At 71.1% G+C, this 18,935-nt stretch carries 17 protein-coding genes and 1 pseudogene; 8 read left to right on the top strand and 10 right to left on the bottom strand.

Annotated features, from left to right (window positions below; translation table 11 throughout):
- Nucleotides 1-33: 33 nt before the first annotated feature.
- The gene (locus tag M4J07_RS23425) at nt 34-477 is read left to right on the top strand and encodes a GNAT family N-acetyltransferase (protein ID WP_255974939.1); all 444 of its coding nucleotides are present in this window, start codon (nt 34-36) and stop codon (nt 475-477) included.
- A 43-nt stretch (nt 478-520) separates the two neighbouring features.
- Here the strand turns inward: M4J07_RS23425 and M4J07_RS23420 are convergent, their stop codons facing one another.
- Together M4J07_RS23420 and M4J07_RS23415 are read right to left on the bottom strand one after the other, a co-directional pair.
- Complete coding sequence (locus tag M4J07_RS23420; protein ID WP_255974938.1) at nt 521-1,795, bottom strand: hypothetical protein; 1,275 nt, start codon at nt 1,793-1,795, stop codon at nt 521-523.
- Nucleotides 1,796-1,866: 71 nt separating this feature from the next.
- Entirely contained in the window at nt 1,867-3,348 is a 1,482-nt protein-coding gene (locus M4J07_RS23415; protein ID WP_255974937.1) for an FG-GAP repeat domain-containing protein, read from the bottom strand.
- A 194-nt stretch (nt 3,349-3,542) separates the two neighbouring features.
- Here M4J07_RS23415 and M4J07_RS23410 point away from each other — a divergent pair, with 194 nt between their 5' ends.
- Nucleotides 3,543-4,043 carry an LURP-one-related/scramblase family protein gene (locus tag M4J07_RS23410; protein WP_255974936.1) on the top strand — a complete coding sequence of 167 codons (501 nt, stop codon included), beginning with the start codon at nt 3,543-3,545 and terminating at the stop codon, nt 4,041-4,043.
- Nucleotides 4,044-4,066: 23 nt separating this feature from the next.
- Here M4J07_RS23410 and M4J07_RS23405 read toward each other — a convergent pair whose 3' ends face one another.
- Nucleotides 4,067-4,888 carry a carbon-nitrogen family hydrolase gene (locus tag M4J07_RS23405; protein ID WP_255974935.1) on the bottom strand — a complete coding sequence of 274 codons (822 nt, stop codon included), beginning with the start codon at nt 4,886-4,888 and terminating at the stop codon, nt 4,067-4,069.
- A 169-nt stretch (nt 4,889-5,057) separates the two neighbouring features.
- Between M4J07_RS23405 and M4J07_RS23400 the strand changes: the two genes are divergently transcribed.
- Nucleotides 5,058-5,882, top strand: a complete 825-nt coding sequence (locus tag M4J07_RS23400; RefSeq protein ID WP_255974934.1) for a maleylpyruvate isomerase family mycothiol-dependent enzyme — start codon at nt 5,058-5,060, stop codon at nt 5,880-5,882.
- Nucleotides 5,883-5,977: 95 nt separating this feature from the next.
- Here M4J07_RS23400 and M4J07_RS23395 read toward each other — a convergent pair whose 3' ends face one another.
- A complete protein-coding gene (locus M4J07_RS23395) occupies nt 5,978-7,312 on the bottom strand; it encodes an MFS transporter (protein WP_255974933.1) in 1,335 nt (444 codons plus the stop codon).
- A complete protein-coding gene (locus M4J07_RS23390; RefSeq protein ID WP_255974932.1) occupies nt 7,312-7,965 on the bottom strand; it encodes a GntR family transcriptional regulator in 654 nt (217 codons plus the stop codon). Before M4J07_RS23390 ends, M4J07_RS23395 begins: the two co-directional genes overlap by 1 nt.
- A 208-nt stretch (nt 7,966-8,173) precedes the next feature.
- Between M4J07_RS23390 and M4J07_RS23385 the strand changes: the two genes are divergently transcribed.
- The gene (locus M4J07_RS23385) at nt 8,174-9,031 is read left to right on the top strand and encodes a D-alanyl-D-alanine carboxypeptidase family protein (protein WP_255974955.1); all 858 of its coding nucleotides are present in this window, start codon (nt 8,174-8,176) and stop codon (nt 9,029-9,031) included.
- A gap of 81 nt (nt 9,032-9,112) precedes the next feature.
- Here the strand turns inward: M4J07_RS23385 and M4J07_RS23380 are convergent, their stop codons facing one another.
- The 3 genes from M4J07_RS23380 to pdhA are packed head-to-tail and all read right to left on the bottom strand — an operon-like array spanning nt 9,113 to nt 12,658.
- Nucleotides 9,113-10,462, bottom strand: a complete 1,350-nt coding sequence (locus tag M4J07_RS23380) for a dihydrolipoamide acetyltransferase family protein (protein ID WP_255974931.1) — start codon at nt 10,460-10,462, stop codon at nt 9,113-9,115.
- 13 nt (nt 10,463-10,475) lie between these two features.
- Nucleotides 10,476-11,456 (bottom strand): alpha-ketoacid dehydrogenase subunit beta, encoded by a 981-nt coding sequence (locus M4J07_RS23375; protein ID WP_255974930.1) that lies wholly within the window; start codon nt 11,454-11,456, stop codon nt 10,476-10,478.
- A gap of 5 nt (nt 11,457-11,461) precedes the next feature.
- Nucleotides 11,462-12,658: a pyruvate dehydrogenase (acetyl-transferring) E1 component subunit alpha gene (pdhA, locus tag M4J07_RS23370; RefSeq protein WP_255974929.1), complete on the bottom strand. Its 1,197-nt coding sequence runs from the start codon at nt 12,656-12,658 to the stop codon at nt 11,462-11,464.
- Nucleotides 12,659-13,038: 380 nt separating this feature from the next.
- Here pdhA and M4J07_RS23365 point away from each other — a divergent pair, with 380 nt between their 5' ends.
- Together M4J07_RS23365 and M4J07_RS23360 are read left to right on the top strand one after the other, a co-directional pair.
- Nucleotides 13,039-13,698 (top strand): response regulator, encoded by a 660-nt coding sequence (locus tag M4J07_RS23365; RefSeq protein ID WP_255974928.1) that lies wholly within the window; start codon nt 13,039-13,041, stop codon nt 13,696-13,698.
- A gap of 113 nt (nt 13,699-13,811) precedes the next feature.
- Nucleotides 13,812-14,273: a pyridoxamine 5'-phosphate oxidase family protein gene (locus tag M4J07_RS23360; RefSeq protein WP_255974927.1), complete on the top strand. Its 462-nt coding sequence runs from the start codon at nt 13,812-13,814 to the stop codon at nt 14,271-14,273.
- A gap of 5 nt (nt 14,274-14,278) precedes the next feature.
- Here M4J07_RS23360 and M4J07_RS23355 read toward each other — a convergent pair whose 3' ends face one another.
- Entirely contained in the window at nt 14,279-15,847 is a 1,569-nt protein-coding gene (locus M4J07_RS23355; protein ID WP_255974926.1) for a protein kinase domain-containing protein, read from the bottom strand.
- 401 nt (nt 15,848-16,248) lie between these two features.
- Here M4J07_RS23355 and M4J07_RS23350 point away from each other — a divergent pair, with 401 nt between their 5' ends.
- Nucleotides 16,249-17,928 (top strand): protein kinase domain-containing protein, encoded by a 1,680-nt coding sequence (locus tag M4J07_RS23350; RefSeq protein ID WP_255974925.1) that lies wholly within the window; start codon nt 16,249-16,251, stop codon nt 17,926-17,928.
- Nucleotides 17,929-18,012: 84 nt separating this feature from the next.
- Here the strand turns inward: M4J07_RS23350 and M4J07_RS23345 are convergent, their stop codons facing one another.
- Complete coding sequence (locus tag M4J07_RS23345) at nt 18,013-18,555, bottom strand: bacterial proteasome activator family protein (RefSeq protein ID WP_255974924.1); 543 nt, start codon at nt 18,553-18,555, stop codon at nt 18,013-18,015.
- 164 nt (nt 18,556-18,719) lie between these two features.
- Here M4J07_RS23345 and M4J07_RS23340 point away from each other — a divergent pair.
- Nucleotides 18,720-18,935 (top strand): annotated as a pseudogene (locus M4J07_RS23340) (hypothetical protein); the annotation flags it as partial.

Raw genomic sequence — 18,935 nt, 5'->3', positions numbered from 1 at the left:
CGCTAGTGCGATGTGATCCTTAGGGTCACGGCCATGACCGTCACCGTCTCTCCCGCCGAGTCCCGCGACCACCTCGCCTGGCGCCGCCTCTTCGCCGCGTACGGGGAGTTCTACGCGACCGAGCTGACCGAGGCCGAGCTCGACCGGGCCTGGGCCTGGATCCACGACCCGGCCCGCGCCACCCGCTGCCTGATCGCCCGCACCGCGGACGGCACCCCGGTCGGCCTCGCGCACTATCGCGCGGAGGACTCCCCGCTCAGCGGCACCCGCGGCTTCCTCGACGACCTGTTCGTCGACCCGGCCCACCGCGGCGGCGGCGCCGTCGACGCGCTCTTCGCCGGGCTGCGCCGCGTCGCCGCCGAGGAGGGCTGGCCGAACGTGCGGTGGCGCACCGCCGAGAACAACTACCGGGCGCGCGCCGCGTACGACCGGCACGGGGCGAAGACGGTGTTCCTGACGTACGCGATGGACGCCTGACCGTACGCGACGGACGCCCGGCCCGGCCGCCGGGCCGCGGGCCTCAGCCGGCGGCCGGTACGCCCGCGGGCGGGTCGGGCACCGTGGGTGCGTCGAGGAACTCGATCACGGCGAGCGCGCACACCGCGCAGACCGCGATCCACGCGACGACCGCGCCCGTCGGGTAGTTCCAGGCGAGCAGGACGGCGGCGGCGACGGCCGCCACGGTCCAGTTCAGCCAGGTCCGCATCCGGTGCACCCACGGTCCGACCGGCCCGAAGGTGCCACCGCCGGTGGCGTCGCGCACCGAGCCGATCGCCCCGGTCCAGCCGCCGCGCACCGCGACCGCCCACCGGCCGGGACCGCTCAGCCACGCGGCGAGCGCCACGACCACGCCGAGCACGGCGATGACCCGGACGCCGGTGCGCAGGAAGCGGACGAGGGTGTCGTAGACGGCGCCGGCCGCGGGCCGCGAGACGTCGGACGGCAGCGCGTCCAGGTAGAACGAGCGGCCCAGCCACAGCGCGAGGCCGAGGACGAGCGCGCCCACGGCGATCGCGAGGGCGGCGCCGACCAGCGCCCGGCGCCGGCGCCGGGCGAGCAGCACACCGCCGACGACGAGCAGCACCACGATCAACGGCAGGACCCAGGACAGGAGTTGGAGGAGGCGGAAGCCCTTCTTCGCCTTGGCGAGGGTGCCGGTGGACTGCATCAGCGTGATGCTGGTGTGCACCTCGGGGATGTGGGCCGCGACGGCGAGGCCGTTGTCGACGAGGGCGTCCTTGACCCGTTCGACGACGGGTGCGAGATCGAGGGTGACCTCGCCGTCCTTGACCCGGACGGCGCCGTCGCCGCTGCCGGTGAGGGCCTTGTCGACGGCGGCGTGCGCGGTCCGGTTGAGCTGCTTCCACACGGTGGCGAAGGCGGGGCTCGCCACGAACCTCTCGGCCGTGGTCCGCACCAGCGAGGTCAGCCCGCTGGTGATCGGGCCCTCCGCGGCGCCGAGCGCCTTCTCCAGACGGGGCCGGTCGTCGGGCGCGACGCCGCTCAGCAGGTCGTCGACGTCGATCTGCTGCATGACGGCCGTGGTGACCCGGTTGGCGACGGCGTGCTGCACGTCCGGGTCGGAGGCGAGCGGCTCCATCGTGGCGACGTACCGGTCCGTGTCGCCGATCATCGAGTCGGCCCAGACGGCCACCGCGCTCAGCGGTGTGAGCACGGCGGCCAGGACGATCAGGACGACGGCGAGCGCGGACTTGGTCCGGGACCGCCGCGGCCGGGCTTCCAGTTCGGCCACCCGGGCGCGGAGGGCGGCGAGTTCGGCGTCGTCCTTGGTCATGCTCCAAGGAGACGCGGACCACCGGCTCCGCGCCCGCTGGACTGGGCCAGTAGGGGCGCCCGGGGCGGGCCCTAGCGCAGCGGGTTGCCCAGCAGCGCCTTGGTGACGGGCGCGGCCAGGTCCGTCGGGTTGACGGCGACCGAACCGGCCGTGGTCACCCCGGTCGCGGTGCCGCGGAACGCCCAGACGGCCCCGGAGGACGCGTTCTCGGCGGTGGACGACACCGCGAGGTCCCGGTGCCCGTCGCCGTTCAGGTCCAGCAGCTGGCAGGCCGCGCCGAACGCGTCGCCGGTCTCCGCGACGCCCGGGACGTCCGGCGAGTTCTGGTTGTAGACCTGCGACCCGGTGCCGGTCACACCGGTGGCGGTGCCCTGGAGCAGCGCGAACGAACCGGCGTCCGTCTTGCCGCCGAAGTCCTCGCCCGCGATGCCGAGCGCGACCTCCGCCTTGCCGTCGCCGGTCACGTCGGCCACGGAGATGCAGGAGCCGAGCGCGTCTCCGTCCTCCTGGGCGCCGTAGAAACCGGGCAGCGACTGGTCGAACGTCTGGGTGCGGCTCTGCGACAGGCCGGCGGCCGTGCCGAAGGAGATCGTCACCTTGCCGTCGGTCTCGTCGCCGTTCGAGCCGTCGCCGTTCGCGGTGACCGCGTCGGCGTAACCGTCGCCGTCCACGTCACCGAGGGCGAGGGAGCCGTGCGAGCCGGGCGCCCAGCCCTTCTTGAAGCCCGTCTTGCCGCCGTACAGCACGGAGTTCTCGTTCGAACCGTCGCCGTAGTACGCCCAGATGGCGATGTCGTCGAGGCCGTCGCCGTTGACGTCGCCCACGGCGCGGGCGGTGACGGGGCCGCTGATGGAGTGCGGGCCGTCGACGCACTCGTCGGTGTCGTTGCAGGCGGCGCCGTCCGCCGTGTAGCCCCACCACTGGGACTTGTCGATGAAGTCGCCCTTGGCCGCGGGGGCTCCGGCGCGCGAGATCGGGCCCTTCCACAGGGCCGCCTGCTGGTCGACCGGGTCGTCGCCGTACGAGGTGATGCCCGCGAACAGGGCGAGGTCCGTCTTCCCGTCGCCGTCGAAGTCACCGGCCTGCGGGGAGCGTCCGTAGGTGTTGACGGCGGTGCCGCCGGTCAGTCCGGCGGCCGAGCCCCAGACGATGACGCTGCCCGCGTCGGCGGCCCGGGAGCCGATGACGAGGTCGGTGAAGCCGTCGCCGTCCAGGTCGCCCTTGGTGACGTACTGGCCGAACGACTGCTTGGCCGTGGCCGAGCCCGGCACCCCGGTCGTGGAGCGGGAGAGCAGCTTCTTGCGGGCCGGGTCGATGCCGGACGCCGACCCGTAGGTCACCGCCACGTAGCCGGCCGCGGCCTTGCCGGAGACGGTGCCGCCGGGCGCGGCGGAGACGAGGTCGGCGTACCCGTCCCCGTTGAAGTCGTCCACGCGGTCCGCCTTGCCCGCCGTCGCGGCCTGCGCCGGGGCGAGCGACAGGGCGGTGAGACCGCCGCCGATGAGGACGGCCGCGGCCAGCGGTGCGGCGATCCGGAGTCGTGTGTATGACATGGGGGGTTCCTTCGGTCGTAAGTTCACGTCCACCCCTTGTGACCCACCAGTTCCTCGAACGGTTGCACGCACCATCGAGAATTGTTGTGAACTCGCCCATTTCTCCCGGCTGTTGGGCACGGAGCGCGATTCCCTCTGCTCCTTTCGAGCCGGGGCACGCGTTCGTCCGGCGGCTTGCGGGCACTCTTCGACGTATGCGCTTCGAAGTACGAGAACGGATCTTCGCCGTGGGCGAGGACTACTGGATCGAGGACGAGAACGGCCGCAAGGCGTTCCTCGTCGACGGCAAGGCGATGCGGCTGCGGGACACCTTCGAGCTGAAGGGGCCCGACGGCCGGGTCCTCATCGACATCCACGAGAAGATGTTCAGCCTGCGCGACACGATGGTGATCGAGCGGGGCGACGAGGAGCTGGCGCGGATCAAGCGCAAGCGCCTGTCGCTGCTGCGCAACCACTACCGCGTCCGGCTCGCCGACGGCGCCACCGAACTGGACGTCAGCGGGAAGATCCTGGACCGCGAGTTCGCCATCGAGTACGAGGGCGAACTGCTCGCCGAGATCTCCCGCCGCTGGCTGCGCGTGCGCGACACGTACGGCGTGAACGTGGTGCGCGAGGACGCCGACCCGGCGCTCCTGATCGCCGTCGCGGTGTGCGTCATCCACCTCGCGGAGAAGGAGCGCGGCGTCGTCGACTGAGGCCGGCCGGGACCGGGCCCGGCTCAGCGGCGGGGCGCGTCCAGTCCCAGCAGGCGGTCCTTGAGGGCGGGGAACTGCTCGCGGGTCACCCCGACCTTCGCCGCGTCGAACTCCACCCGCAGCACCTCCTCGCCGGCGCCCGCCTCGGCCAGCACGGTGCCCCACGGGTCGACGACGATGCTGTGTCCCGCCTGCTCGACCCCGGCGTGCGTGCCGGCGCTTCCGCAGGCGAGCACGTACGCCTGGTTCTCCACGGCCCGCGCCTGGGCGAGCAGCGTCCAGTGCGCGCGCCGCCGCTCCGGCCAGCCCGCCGACACCACGAGCGTCTCCGCGCCCCGGTCGACCAGGCCCCGGTACAGCTCGGGGAAGCGCAGGTCGTAGCAGGTCGTCACGCCGAGCGTGGTCTCCGGCAGCCGTACGGTCACCAGCTCGTCGCCCGCGCTCATCAGCACGGCCTCGCCCTTGTCGAAGCCGAAGCGGTGGATCTTGCGGTAGGCGGCGGCGAGTTCCCCGTCGGGGGAGAAGACCAGCGCGGTGTTGTAGAGCGGGCCGTCCCCCGCGGCGGAGCCGCCGTCGGACGCCGCCCGCTCCGGGATCGACCCGGCGTGCAGCCACACCCCCGCGTCGCGCGCCGCCTTCGCCATCGCCCGGAAGGTCGGCCCCTCCAGCGGCTCGGCCTCCTCGGCGAACAGCTCGTAGGCGAAGGCGCCCGTCGGCCACAGCTCGGGGAGCACGACGAGGTCGGCGGATCCGGCTTGTTCGCGCACCAGCGAACTCACGCGCTCCCGACGCTCATTGACCGATTCGTCCTCGTTTACTGCGATCTGGATGAGGGAGGCGCGCACACTACCACCGTCCTGGCATTCGAGCCGTCAACACGGGCCTACGATCGTCACACGAAAGCACTGCCGGGGTGCTTGCGGGCAGCGTAACTTAGCCTCTCAAGACACCCGCCGCCTGCGCCCGCCGCCTACTTCACCGACCGCGTCACAACCGCTCGAGGGGTCCCCTTCCGTGAGTCTCCACCCCAGCCTTCAGTCCTACGCCGATGCCTGGACCCACTCCGTGGAAGCGATATCCGAGCTGGTCACACCGCTCGTGGAGGGCGAGTGGAACCGGGCGACACCGTGCCCCGGCTGGTCGGTCCGCGACGTCGTGTCCCATGTGATCGGCACGGACTGCGAGATGCTCGGCGACCCCCGTCCCATCCACACGCTGCCCCGCGACCTGTACCACGTGCAGAACGAGTCACAGCGGTACCAGGAGATCCAGGTCGACGTCCGCCGCCACCACACGGCGCCGGAGATGGTCTCCGAGCTGGAGTACACGATCATCCGCCGGTCGCGTCAGCTGCGGAACGAGACGCGGGAGCCGTCGACCATCGTGCGCGGGCCGCGGGCCGTCGAGGAGACCCTCGAATTCGCCATGCGCAGGCGGGCGTTCGACATCTGGGCGCACGAGCAGGACCTCCGCCAGGCCCTCGGCAGGCCGGGCAACCTCGACTCGCCCGGCGCGTACGTCACCCGGGACATGCTGCTCGCCGTCCTGCCCAAGATCGTCGCGAAGGACGCGGGGGCGCCGGCGGGGTCGGCCGTCGTGTTCGACGTGCACGGGCCCGTCGAGTTCCTGCGGACGGTGCGGATCGACGCGGAGGGCAAGGGCACGATCGACGGGGCGCCGTCGCTCGGGCCCGCGGCGACGCTGGCGCTGGACTGGGAGACGTACGTGCGGCTCTCGTGCGGCCGGGTCACGCCCGAGGCGGTGGCGGACCGGATCAAGACGGAGGGCGACGCGGACCTGGCGTCGGCGATCCTCCACTCCCTGACCGTGACGCCCTGACACCGGCGCCGGTGGCGGGGGCGCGTCTGCGTACTGTTCCCCGCTGCCGACCGCGGGCCGGTGAGGGCTGGTCGCGCCGTTCCCCGCGGTACGGATCACGCAGGGACGTGGACCGACGTCACCCGGGATGCCACCAGCCGCTCACGCTCGGCGCGAGCCGCTCGCTTGCGGAGGCGCAGGATCTGGCTGACCCCCAGCGCCTGCAGCACGAACACCGCGGAGAACGCCACGCGGTAGTTGTCCCCGGTGGCGTCCAGCAGGACGCCCACCGCCAGCAGCGTCGTCATCGAGGCCACGAACCCGCCCATGTTGACGATCCCGGACCCCGTCCCCTGCCGCTCCGGCGGATTCGCCGGCCGGGCGAAGTCGAACCCGATCATCGACGCGGGCCCGCACGCCCCCAGCACCACACACATCACCAGCAGCAGCCACATCGGCGACCGCCCCGGCCACACCATGGGCAGCGCCCACAGCACGGCCGTCGTCCCGACCGTGCCGAGCGCCAGCGGCAGCCGCGCCGCGTGATGCCGCGCCACCACCTGCCCGTACACCAGGCCCACCACCATGTTCGACAGCACCACGAGCGTCAGCAGCTCCCCCGCGGTCCCCCGCGAGAGCCCCTGCGCCTCGACGAGGAACGGCAGCCCCCACAGCAGCAGGAACACCATCGCCGGGAACTGCGTCGTGAAGTGCACCCACAGTCCGAGCCGCGTCCCCGGCTCCCGCCACGACGCCGCGATCTGCGCCCGCACGAACGCGGGCCCCTTGTGCGCGGCCGGCATCGGCGCCGGCTCGTGCCCCTCGGGGTGGTCCTTCAGGAAGAGCAGCATCAGGACCAGTACGAGGACGCCGAGACCCGCGCTGCCCGCGAACGCCGCCTCCCACCCGACACCGTGCAGCAGCCGCGCCAGCACCAGGGTCGAGATCAGGTTCCCCGCCATGCCGACCAGACCCGCCAACTGCGCGACCAGCGGCCCGCGCCGCGCGGGGAACCACCGCGTGCCGAGCCGCAGCACGCTGATGAACGTCATGGCGTCACCGCAGCCGAGCAGCGCGCGCGAGGCCAGCGCCATGCCGTACGACGACGAGAACGCGAAGCCCAGCTGCCCGGCGGTGAAGAGGACCACGCCGAGCGTGAGCACCTTCTTCGTGCCGAGCCGGTCGACCATCAGGCCGACGGGTATCTGCATGCCCGCGTACACGAGCAGCTGCAGGATCGAGAACGTGGAGAGCGCCGACGCGTTGATGTGGAACCGCTCGACGGCGTCGAGTCCGGCGACCCCGAGGGACGTACGGAAGATGACGGCGACGAAGTAGACGGCGACGCCGATCGACCAGACGGCGACGGCCCGCCGGCCGCCGGGCGGATCGCCGGGCAGCGTGACGGCGGCCCCGGACGAGGCGGACGAGGCGGACGAGGCGGAACTCATCACACCTCACCCCGCGCCAGGTTCCGCACCCGCGCCACGTGCCGCTTCACCACGGCGACGGCCGCCGTCACGTCCTCGGCCCGCAGCGCGTCGAGGATCTCCTCGTGCTCCGCGAGGGTCTTCGCGGTCCGGTCGGGGTGGGCCTGCATCACGACGACGCCCATCCGCAGCTGCCGGTCGCGCATCTGGTCGTAGAGGCGGGAGAGGATCGCGTTGCCCGCGCTGCGCACGATCTCCGCGTGGAAGCAGCGGTCGGTCGCGGCGGCCTCCGCCAGGTCACCGGCGGCGACCTGGGCCCGCTGGAGCTCCAGGAGCTCGGTGAGGCGCTCGATCAGCCGGGGCGGCGCGGGCACGGCCTTGCGCACCGCGTGCTCCTCGACGAGCAGCCGGGTCTCCACCACGTCGGCGATCTCCTGCGCGGAGACGGGCAGCACGAGGGCGCCCTTCTTCGGGTAGAGCCGCAGCAGTCCCTCGACCTCCAGCTTGAGCAGCGCCTCGCGCACCGGGGTGCGGGAGACGCCGACGGCCTCGGCGAGCTCGCCCTCGGTGAGCAACGTGCCCCCCTCGTAACGGCGTTCGAGGACGCCGCGCTTGACGTGTTCGTAGACGCGCTCGGCGGCAGGGGGGCGCTTCTCTGTGACGGTCGAGGACATGCGCACATCATAGATACAACACGTACGCAAGATGATCCGCGTCCATGATGCGGACGCTCCGGGACCGCCCCACAACTCTCCGCGTCAACTCCGCCCGCAGAGCGCAACCATGCGGCCACCCCATGAGTCTCATCCATGCGCGATCTCCCCAATGGGGCGCGCTATAGGGGCATTTGGAGCGTCCACCTTGAAAACTCGCATAACGGGCATCGCTGTTCTCGTCGCGGGAACCGTGCTCACCAGCGGAGCGCTGACCACCTCCGCACAGGCCGCGACCGCGCCGGCCAAGCCCACGATCGCCGCGGCGGGCGGCTACGTGATGAACAACGGGACGGGCGCGAGCCTGTTCACCAAGGCCGCGGACACCCGCCGGTCGACCGGCTCCACCACCAAGATCATGACCGCCAAGGTGGTGCTGGCCCAGAAGAACCTGAACCTGGACTCGAAGGTCACCGTCCAGAAGGCGTACAGCGACTACATCGTCAAGAACAACGCCTCGTCGGCCCGGCTGATCGTCGGCGACAAGGTGACCGTCCGCCAGCTCCTGTACGGCCTGATGCTGCCGTCGGGCTGCGACGCCGCGTACGCGCTCGCGGACAAGTTCGGCTCCGGCACCACGCGCGCCGCCCGCGTGAAGTCCTTCATCGGCAAGATGAACAAGGCCGCGACGGACATGGGGCTGAAGAACACCCACTTCGACTCGTTCGACGGCATCGGCAAGGGTTCGAACTACTCGACGCCGCGCGACCTGACGAAGATCGCCTCGTCGGCGATGAAGAACTCCACGTTCCGCTCGGTCGTGAAGACCAAGTCGACGAAGCAGAAGGTCACGACGAAGTCCGGCGGCTACCGCTACATGTCGTGGTCGAACACGAACACCCTGCTCGGCTCGTACACCGGCACCATCGGCGTGAAGACGGGCTCGGGTCCGGAGGCCGGCTACTGCCTGGTCTTCGCGGCCACGCGCAACGGCAAGACCGTGATCGGCACGGTCCTCAAGTCGACGTCCGTGAACGCGCGGACGAGCGACGCGAAGAAGCTCATGGACTACGGCTTCAAGAAGTAGACCTGAGGACAGGCGCCCCGTCAGGGGCGCGGGGACCTGCGCGACCGGCCACAGCCGGTCGCGCAGTCGCCCACGAAGCGGTCAGCTCCAGGTGATCAGGCGCTTCGGCCGCTCCAGGACCGCCGCCACATCGGCCAGCACCTTGGAGCCCAGCTCCCCGTCCACCAGCCGGTGATCGAAGGACAGCGCGAGCGTCGTGACCATCCGCGGCTTGACCTTGCCCTTGTGCACCCACGGCTGCGGCTTGATCGCCCCGACCGCGAGGATCGCGGACTCGCCCGGGTTCAGGATCGGCGTACCCGTGTCGACGCCGAAGACGCCGACGTTCGTGATGGTCACCGTGCCGCCCTGCATGGCCGCGGGAGACGTCTTGCCCTCCCGCGCCGTGGTCACCAGCTCGCCCAGCGCGGACGCCAGCTCGGGCAGCGTCTTGGCGTGGGCGTCCTTGATGTTCGGCACGATCAGACCGCGCGGCGTGGCCGCCGCGATGCCCAGGTTCACGTAGTGCTTCCGGACGATCTCGGCCTTGCCGTCCTGGCCCTCGTCCCACGACGCGCTGATCTCGGGGTTGCGCTTGATCGCGACGAGCAGCGCCTTGGCGACGAGCAGCAGCGGATTGACCCGCAGCCCCTGCATGTCCTTGTCGGCCTTGAGCTCCTCGACGAGCTTCATCGTGCGCGTCACGTCGACCGTCACGAACTCCGTGACGTGCGGCGCGGTGAACGCGGAGCCGATCATCGCCTGCGCCGTCGCCTTGCGGACGCCCTTGACCGGGACCCGGGTCTCGCGGACCGCGTCGTACGAGACGACGGCGGCCGGCGCCGGGGCCGGAGCGGCCTGCGCGGGGACCTCCACGGCCGGTGCCGCCGCCGGGGCGGGGGCCACGGCGGCGTGCACGTCCTCGCGCGTGATGATGCCGTCGGGGTTCGACGGGATCACGGTGGCGAGGTCGACGCCGAGGTCCTTGGCGAGCTTGCGCACGGGCGGCTTGGCGAGCGGCCGCCGGTCGGCCACGACGGTGGCCGTGCCGTTGGCCGCGACCGGGGTGTCGGCGCCCTTGCGGGCCCGCCGCTTGGTCGACGACTCGGCGACGCCGTAGCCGACGAGCACGGGCTGCCGCCCGCTCGGGGCCGCCTCCGCCGCCTCGGGCTCCGGCTCGGCCGCGACGACCGGCGCGGCGGCGGGCTCGTCGCCCGCCACGTCCACGGAGATGATCACCTGGCCGACGTCGACGGTCGTGCCCTCGGGGAACAGCAGTTCCTTGACCACCCCGTCGAACGGGATGGGCAGCTCGACGGCCGCCTTGGCCGTCTCCACCTCGCACACGACCTGCCCGTCCGTGACGGAGTCGCCGGGCTGGACGTACCACTTGAGGATCTCGGCCTCGGTCAGGCCTTCGCCCACGTCGGGCATCTTGAACTCACGAGCCATGGTGCAGCCCTCCTCAGTACGCCAGCGAGCGGTCGACGGCATCGAGCACCCGGTCGAGGCCCGGCAGGTACTCGTCCTCCAGACGCGCCGGCGGGTACGGGGCGTGGTAGCCGCCGACCCGCAGTACGGGCGCCTCCAGGTGGTAGAAGCACCGCTCGGTGATCCGGGCCGCCAGCTCCGCTCCGGAGCCGAGGAAGACCGGGGCCTCGTGCACGACGACGAGCCGCCGCGTCTTCTCCACCGACTTCTGCACGGCGTCGAAGTCCATCGGCGAGATCGAGCGCAGGTCGAGGACCTCGAGGGACTTGCCCTCCTCCTGGGCGGCCGCGGCGGCCTCCAGGCAGACCTTCACCATGGGCCCGTACGCGACGAGGGTGAGGTCCGTGCCCTCCTTCGCCACGACGGCCTTGTGCAGGTCGCCGGGGACGGCGTCGGTGTCGACCTCGCCCTTGTCCCAGTAGCGCCGCTTCGGCTCGAAGAAGATCACCGGGTCGTCGCTCTGGATCGCCTGCTGGAGCATCCAGTAGGCGTCGCTGGAGTTGGAGGGCGTGACCACCTTCAGACCCGCGACGTGCGCGAACAGCGCCTCGGGCGACTCGCTGTGGTGCTCGACCGCGCCGATGCCGCCGCCGTACGGGATGCGCACGACGACGGGCACCTTGACCTTGCCGAGCGCACGCGCGTGCATCTTGGCGAGCTGCGTGACGATCTGGTCGTACGCGGGGAAGACGAAACCGTCGAACTGGATCTCCACGACCGGGCGGTAGCCGCGCAGGGCCAGGCCGATCGCGGTGCCGACGATGCCGGACTCGGCGAGCGGGGTGTCGATGACCCGGTCCTCGCCGAAGTCCTTCTGCAGGCCGTCGGTGACGCGGAAGACGCCGCCGAGCTTGCCGACGTCCTCGCCCATGACGAGGACCTTCGGGTCGTTGTCGAGCGCCGTGCGCAGCGACTCGTTGATCGCCTTGGCGATCGGAAGCTTCTGTACAGCCATGGTGCTCAGACCTCCCCGTCCGCGAACGACGCCTGGTATGCGGCGAATTGGGCACGCTCCTCGTCGACGAGCGCGTGTCCGTCCGCGTACGCGTTCTCGAACATCGCCATCCGGTCCGGGTCGGGCATGGCGCGCACGGCCTCGCGCACCCGCTTGCCCAGCGTCTCGCTCTCGGCGTCGAGGTCCGTGAAGAACGCGGCGTCGGTGTCCGTGTGGGTCTCCAGGTACGTGCGCAGGCGCAGGATCGGGTCCTTCGCCTCCCAGGAGGCGCGCTCCTCGTCGGCCCGGTACTTCGTCGGGTCGTCGGAGGTGGTGTGCGCGCCCATCCGGTACGTGAACGCCTCGACGAGGGTCGGGCCCTCGCCGTCGCGCGCCCGCTGCAGCGCCCACCGGGTCACGGCGAGCACGGCCAGCACGTCGTTGCCGTCCACCCGCACGCCGGGGAAGCCGTAGCCCTGCGCGCGCTGGTAGAGCGGCACGCGGGTCTGCTTCTCGGTCGGCTCGGAGATCGCCCACTGGTTGTTCTGGCAGAAGAACACGACCGGGGCGTTGTAGACCGCGGAGAACGTGAAGGACTCCGCGACGTCGCCCTGGCTGCTGGCGCCGTCACCGAAGTACGCGATCACCGCGCTGTCCGCGCCGTCCTTGGCGACGCCCATCGCGTAGCCGGTGGCGTGCAGGGTCTGCGAGCCGATGACGATCGTGTACAGGTGGAAGTTGTTGGTGTTCGGGTCCCAGCCGCCGTTGTTCACGCCGCGGAACATGCCGAGCAGGTTCGTCGGGTCGACGCCGCGGCACCAGGCGACGCCGTGCTCGCGGTAGGTCGGGAAGACGTAGTCGTCGTCGCGGGTGGCGCGGCCGGAACCGACCTGGGCGGCCTCCTGGCCGAGCAGCGAGGGCCACAGACCCAGCTCGCCCTGGCGCTGCAGCGTGACGGCCTCGGCGTCGAAGCGGCGGGCCATCACCATGTCGCGGTACAGGTCGCGCAGGGCGTCGTCGGTGATGTCGGTGACGTACTTGTCGTACTCGGCGCTCTTGACCCGCTCACCCTCGGGGGTCAGGAGCTGGACCAGCTGCTCGGTCCCGCTCGCCGCGGCGGTCTTGCCGGGGGACTTCTTCGCAGACTTCTTCGCAGCGGCCCGCTTGCGCGGCGGCTGTGCCTTCTGCGCAGCGGCAGTGCTGTCAGCACTGTCTACGGTCACGTGTGCTCCTCCGTCGGTCCGGCCCCGGGATTGCCGGATGGCCAGTCGGCTCGGCTCGCCTGATCCGTCCACGCACGGGGTGGGTGCGCTGCGCCGGATACAGGCGTGTCCAGACAAAGCTCAGCGCTCCGGCAAGCACCCTTCACCCAGCACGGTACCCAGTACGACACACATCTGCGAAACCCCATCTGACCTGCGATTTTGCTTGGATTTCCAAGTAAGTCGTTGGTTGGATTTCCTAGTAACCGCGGGACGGACGGAGCGCCGCAGGTCACAGCTGTGCGACGACACTTGGTCTCAGCCTGGCAGGGGGCCGGAACACCGGCACGTTATCCCGGTCACCCAGGGCACGGGAAGAGTTGGTGTGTGAGACTGAGCCCGTGCGCGAAGACGGAAAAATTCACGTATTTCTCCTCGACGACCATGAAGTGGTCCGGCGTGGAGTCCATGAGCTGCTCTCGGTGGAGGACGACATCGTGGTCGTCGGCGAGGCCGGTACGGCCGCCGATGCCCTGGTCAGGATCCCCGCGACCCGGCCCGACGTCGCGGTTCTCGACGTGCGGCTGCCGGACGGCAGCGGCGTCGAGGTCTGCCGCGAGATCCGCTCCCAGGACGAGTCGATCAAGTGCCTGATGCTGACGTCGTTCGCCGACGACGAGGCGCTCTTCGACGCGATCATGGCCGGTGCCTCGGGTTACGTGCTGAAGGCGATCCGTGGCAACGAGCTGCTGACCGCCGTGCGGGACGTCGCCGCGGGCAAGTCGCTGCTCGACCCGGTCGCCACCGCCCGCGTCCTGGAGCGGCTGCGGGACGGCGGCCGCAGCAAGGAGGACGACCGCCTCGCGGGCCTCACCGAGCAGGAGCGCAAGATCCTCAACCTGATCGGCGAGGGGATGACCAACCGCGCGATCGGCGAGCGCCTCCACCTCGCCGAGAAGACGATCAAGAACTATGTGTCCAGCCTGCTCTCGAAGCTCGGCATGGAGCGCCGCTCCCAGGCGGCCGCGTACGTGGCCCGCATGCAGGCCGAGAAGCACTGACACCCCGATGCCGCCGGCGTCACCCGGACGCCCGCCGACACGGGACGTAGGTCCCGTTTCCTGGGGGCGGGCTCCTCTTTTCCGGCACCCCGTCGGCATCGCACAGTGGTGACATGCCCACCGATACGCCCTCCGGGACGCAGCCGGACCAGGACCGCGGCTTCGAGCTGCTCGCCCGCGTGCCCTACGGGCGCGTGGCGACCAGCATGCGCGCCCTGCCCTTCCTCGCCTCCGCCCGCCACGTCGTGGCCGGCGGACGACTGCTGCTGCGCATGCACCGCGGATACGGCTACCACCAGGCGTGCATCGGCAGCGTCGTCGCGTACGGGGCGGACAACCTCGGCGTCGAGGGCCCCGAGGACGTCGGCCAGTGGTCGGTGCAGTGCGTCGGCACCTGCGAGCAGGTCGAGCCGTCCACGGCCGAGCTCGAACTCTTCGGCCCCGCCCCGCACTTCGCGGACGGCGAGCTCTTCGACCCGGTCTACCTGCGCGTCGCCCCGCAGTTCGTGACCGTGCACGAACTGCGGGGCGGTTCCGCGCAGCGCTCCGCGGACCTGCGGGTCCGTCGGCGGTAGGAGGGTCAGGCGCCGCCGTTGACGCCGGCGTCGGTGCCGGGCTCGCCCGTGTTGCCACCGGTGCCGGTCGGCTCGTCGGTCGGCTGGGTCGGCTCGTCCGTCGGCTGGGTCGGCTGGTTCGTCGGCTTCGTCGGCTCGTCGGTCGGCTCGTCCGTGGGCTCGTCCGTCACCGTCTGGGACGGCGTCGGGTTCTCGCTGGTGGGCTGCTCGCTCGGCGTGTAGTCGGGGTCGCCGCCCGTGCCGGTGCCCGGGTCCTGCGTCTCGCCCTGGGTCTCGCCCTCGTCGGACGTCTCCGTCGGCTCGTCCGACTTCTCGGACTGCGTCACCGACGGCGACTGCTTGTCGCTGGGGCCCTTGTTCTTGTTGTCGCCCGCGTTCAGCGCGAAGGCCACGCCCACCGCGATCGCGATCACCGCGAGCACGGCGACGATCCACAGCTTGCCGCGGCCACCGCCGCCCCCGCCGTTCCCACGGCCGTCGAAGCCGCCGTCGTCGCCGCCCGGCGGCCGCAGCATCGGCTGCGCGGCCGTGCCGGTGTCGCCGGGGTGCGGCAGCGCGGTGGTGCCCGCCATGCCCATCGCCGGGGTGTTGCCGCCCTCGTGCATGTCGACGGGGCCGGTGTTCCAGGTGCCGGTGTGGCCGCCCTGCTCGTACAGCATCTGCAGCCCGTACTGGACGAGCCCGCGCATCTCCTCGGCCGTCTGGAACCGGTCGTCCGGGTCCTTGGCGAGGGAGCGCATGACGAGGCCGTCCAGCTCCGGCGGCGTCGCGTCCGAGACCTCGGAGGGCGGCACCGGCATGTCCTGGACGTGCTGGTAGACGACGGAGAGCGGCGTCTCACCGGTGAACGGGGGCCGCAGCGCGAGGAGTTCGTAGAGCAGGCAGCCGGTCGCGTACAGGTCCGAGCGGTGGTCGACGGCCTTGCCGAGGGCCTGCTCGGGGGAGAGGTACTGGGGCGTGCCCATGACCATGCCGGTCTGCGTCATCGTCGACTGCGCGCCGTGCAGGGCGCGGGCGATGCCGAAGTCCATCACCTTCACCGCGCCGGTGTTGGTGATGATCACGTTCGCGGGCTTGATGTCACGGTGCACGATGCCGTGCTGGTGCGAGTACGCGAGCGCTTCCAGGACGCCGGAGACGATGATCAGGGCCTGCTCGGGGCCCGGCGCCTCGGCGTTGATGAGGAGGTCGCGGATGGTGCGGCCCTCGACGATCTCCATGACGATGTACGGGACGGCCTGGCCGTTCACGTAGTCCTCGCCGGAGTCGTAGACCGCGACGATCGCATGGTGGTTGAGGCCCGCGACCGACTGTGCCTCGCGAGTGAAGCGCGCCTTGGAGACCGGGTCCTCGGCGAGGTCGGAGCGGAGCAGCTTGACGGCGACGGTGCGCCCGAGGCGCACGTCCTCGGCCGCGAACACCTCGGCCATGCCGCCCCGGCCGAGTCTGCGGGTCAGCCGGTACCGGCCGTCCCCCACCAGTCCGCCGTTGCCCCACATCTCCGGCGCATCTGACATACCGCCGCCAGTCGCCTCGGGGTCGGACGGGCCCTGAGCGCGCTGCTGCTGTGCCATCAGTCCTCGCCGTCGTTTCTGTCCGTGTTGTCTGGATCTGTCTGGGTCTGCCTGGGCTGCCGGATCCCTGCGTCGGAGTACGCGCGGTTGTGAATACGCCTCCGTCGGGCCACGCTACAGGCTTCGGCGGCGGCCCCGTTCCGAGATGGACCGGACATCAAACCCGTTGCCGTGCACGTCCTGCAAATCGTGCGCGCAATTTCTGTGCCGGGTCCATGACTGTTCCGCGGCAGTTCGCACGCCTCGTCCTGTAACGCTTGCGCGACTCTTCTTGCCCGTACGGTCACGGAACGGGCATCGAGCTTGACGTGGCAGGGCCCTGGGGCAGACTTGGCCGGGAATAGCTGAATTCGATCACCGGCCGCGCCGACGTCGGGGCGCCTATGGGGGACGTAGAGATCATGCCCGGAGACGGCACAGACAGCGCCGGCGGCGCACAGAGCGGGCGGTACGCGGGCCGTGCCGTGGCGAACGGGCGGTACCAGCTGCGCGACCTGCTCGGCCAGGGCGGCATGGCCTCCGTGCACCTGGCGCACGACACCCGGCTCGACCGCGCGGTCGCCATCAAGACTTTGCACACGGAACTCGGCCGCGAGGACGCCTTCCGTCAGCGCTTCCAGCGCGAGGCCCAGTCGGTGGCCAAGCTCACGCACACGAACATCGTCTCGGTCTTCGACTCCGGCGAGGACGAGCTCGACGGGACCATCACTCCGTACATCGTCATGGAGTACGTGGAGGGCCGTCCGCTCGGCTCCGTGCTCGACGAGGACGTCCAGCGGTACGGCGCGATGCCCGCCGACAAGGCCCTCAAGATCACCGCCGATGTGCTGGCGGCCCTGGAGATCAGCCACGAGATGGGCCTGGTCCACCGGGACATCAAGCCGGGCAACGTGATGATGACCAAGCGCAGCGTCGTGAAGGTCATGGACTTCGGCATCGCCCGCGCCATGCAGTCGGGCGTCACGTCGATGACGCAGACCGGCATGGTCGTCGGCACCCCGCAGTACCTCTCGCCCGAGCAGGCCCTGGGGCGCGGCGTCGACGCCCGCTCCGACCTGTACTCGGTCGGCATCATGCTCTTCCAACTGGTCACCGGGCGGCTGCCGTTCGAGGCGGACTCACCGCTGGCCATAGCGTATGCGCACGTCCAGGAGGAGCCGGTGGCTCCGTCCTCGATCAACCGCTCGCTGCCGCCGGCCGTCGACGCGCTCGTCGCCCGCGCCCTGAAGAAGAACCCGAACGAGCGTTTCCCGAGCGCCGAGTCGATGCGGGACGAGTGCCTGCGGGTCGCCCAGTCGCTGGCCGGCGCTCCCGCCGCTGCCCCCAGCATCGTGCCCGGCGCCCAGACGTCGAGCGGTGCCGGTGTCGGCGCGACCGTCTTCCCGCCGGTCGACCAGAACGGGATGCCGACGCCCGGCCCCGTCCAGACGCCGTACCAGCCGGGCCCCTACGGCCAGCCGACGCCGCCGCCGCAGGCCGGGTACGGCTATCCGCAGCAGAGCGCGCAGCACCTGCAGGGCGGCTACCAGACCCCGCCGCCCGCCTCCCCGTACGCGCAGAGCGGTCAGCAGACCCCGCCGCCGTACTCCATCTCGCCGCAGCAGGCGCCCGCGCCGAGCTCGGGCGGATCGGGCGGCGGCAAGCGCAACACGGCGGTGATCGTCGGCTCGATCGTCGTCGCGCTCGTCGCCATCGGCGGCCTGATCACGGCCCTCGCGATGAACGGCGACGACAAGGGCGGCGGCGGTGGCTCCACCGACAAGCCGACCACGTCGGAGGTCGCCGGGCACAAGGGTCCCGATCTGACGAAGACGATCGAGACGTCCGAGTGCACCGATCCCGACATCGGCTACAACGACGAGAACAAGATCAAGATCCCGGACTTCTACCTCAAGAACATCAAGTCCGTGAAGGCCTGTTTCCAGGCCGCGGGCTGGAAGTACCAGATCAAGGAGCAGGACGAGAACACCTACGGCGAGGGCTCGGTCATGAACCAGGTGCCCGGCGCGGGTGACGAGGTCGACCCCAAGGACGTCTCGATCGACCTGTACGTATCGACGGGCAACCCGTCGGACAGCTGATCCGCACGCCTGATCCGCACGCCTGATCCACATGCGGAAGGGGCCGGCCCGAGTGGGCCGGCCCCTTCCGCGTTCCTCGGCTGCTTACAGGTACGGGCCGCCGGTGCGGCCGCCCGCTGCGCGCGGATCGTCCTCCTCGTCGCCGCCGACGCCCGGCGGCAGGGCGCGGCGCATCTGCTCCAGCTGGGCCCGCGCCGCCATCTGCTGCGCGAACAGCGTCGTCTGGATCCCGTGGAAGAGTCCCTCCAGCCAGCCCACCAACTGGGCCTGCGCGATGCGCAGTTCGGCGTCGGAAGGAGTGGCCTCGTCGTTGAAGGGAAGTGAGAGCCGCTCCAGCTCCTCGACGAGTTCGGGCGCGAGCCCGTCCTCCAGCTCCTTGACCGAGCTGGCGTGGATCTCCTTGAGCCGCTGCCGGCTCGCCTCGTCCAGGGGAGCCGCGCGCACTTCCTCCAGCAGCTGCTTGATCATGCTGCCGATGCGCATCACCTTGGCGGGCTGTTCCACCATCTCCGTCACCGGGACCTCGCGGGAGTCGTCGTCTCCGCCGCCGCCCAGAGCCATTCCGTCCTGGCCCACGACCAAGATCTGCGGGTTCTCCGGCGACCGTTCGTTCCTCGGCATCTCCATGCCGCCATTCTCTCGCACCGAGCCGTCACATCACCGTGGTGCCCCCGTTCCGGACTGATCCACCACCCTGGAGGCCGCTAAATCCGGCGTGCCCGATTTATTGCTCTATGTGAGGCTTGTTGCAGCGATGGGGCAAGCGTCGGGCGGCAGTGGAAGGGGACGGCATGCAGGGGACGGGCCTGCGGCGGCTTCGGTGGGCGGCCGGTCTTGCGGTGAGCGCCGTCGCCCTCCTGCTGATGCCGGTGCCCTCGTCGTACGCCGCCGGACCGTCCTCGTACGTCGCCGGACCGTCCTCGTACGCCGCCGGACCGTCCTCGTACGTCGCCGGGCACGGGTCGTACGTCGCCGAGCCCTCGCCGGGGTCCTCGCTCGCGGGGAGC

The organism is Streptomyces longispororuber, from assembly GCF_024448165.1.
Lineage (GTDB): Bacteria > Actinomycetota > Actinomycetes > Streptomycetales > Streptomycetaceae > Streptomyces > Streptomyces longispororuber_A.
Note: the sequence above shows the minus strand (reverse complement) of the source record. Positions and strands in the feature narration are given on the sequence as shown.

Excerpts from the sequence above, each read along its gene's own strand:
- M4J07_RS23425 (WP_255974939.1), top strand. The coding sequence starts at position 34 with ATGACCGTCACCGTCTCTCCCGCCGAGTCCCGCGACCACCTCGCCTGG.
- M4J07_RS23420 (WP_255974938.1), bottom strand. The coding sequence starts at position 1,795 with ATGACCAAGGACGACGCCGAACTCGCCGCCCTCCGCGCCCGGGTGGCC.
- M4J07_RS23415 (WP_255974937.1), bottom strand. The coding sequence starts at position 3,348 with ATGTCATACACACGACTCCGGATCGCCGCACCGCTGGCCGCGGCCGTC.
- M4J07_RS23410 (WP_255974936.1), top strand. The coding sequence starts at position 3,543 with ATGCGCTTCGAAGTACGAGAACGGATCTTCGCCGTGGGCGAGGACTAC.
- M4J07_RS23395 (WP_255974933.1), bottom strand. The coding sequence starts at position 7,312 with ATGAGTTCCGCCTCGTCCGCCTCGTCCGCCTCGTCCGGGGCCGCCGTC.
- M4J07_RS23390 (WP_255974932.1), bottom strand. The coding sequence starts at position 7,965 with ATGTCCTCGACCGTCACAGAGAAGCGCCCCCCTGCCGCCGAGCGCGTC.
- M4J07_RS23380 (WP_255974931.1), bottom strand. The coding sequence starts at position 10,462 with ATGGCTCGTGAGTTCAAGATGCCCGACGTGGGCGAAGGCCTGACCGAG.
- M4J07_RS23375 (WP_255974930.1), bottom strand. The coding sequence starts at position 11,456 with ATGGCTGTACAGAAGCTTCCGATCGCCAAGGCGATCAACGAGTCGCTG.
- M4J07_RS23360 (WP_255974927.1), top strand. The coding sequence starts at position 13,812 with ATGCCCACCGATACGCCCTCCGGGACGCAGCCGGACCAGGACCGCGGC.
- M4J07_RS23355 (WP_255974926.1), bottom strand. The coding sequence starts at position 15,847 with ATGGCACAGCAGCAGCGCGCTCAGGGCCCGTCCGACCCCGAGGCGACT.
- M4J07_RS23350 (WP_255974925.1), top strand. The coding sequence starts at position 16,249 with ATGCCCGGAGACGGCACAGACAGCGCCGGCGGCGCACAGAGCGGGCGG.
- M4J07_RS23345 (WP_255974924.1), bottom strand. The coding sequence starts at position 18,555 with ATGGAGATGCCGAGGAACGAACGGTCGCCGGAGAACCCGCAGATCTTG.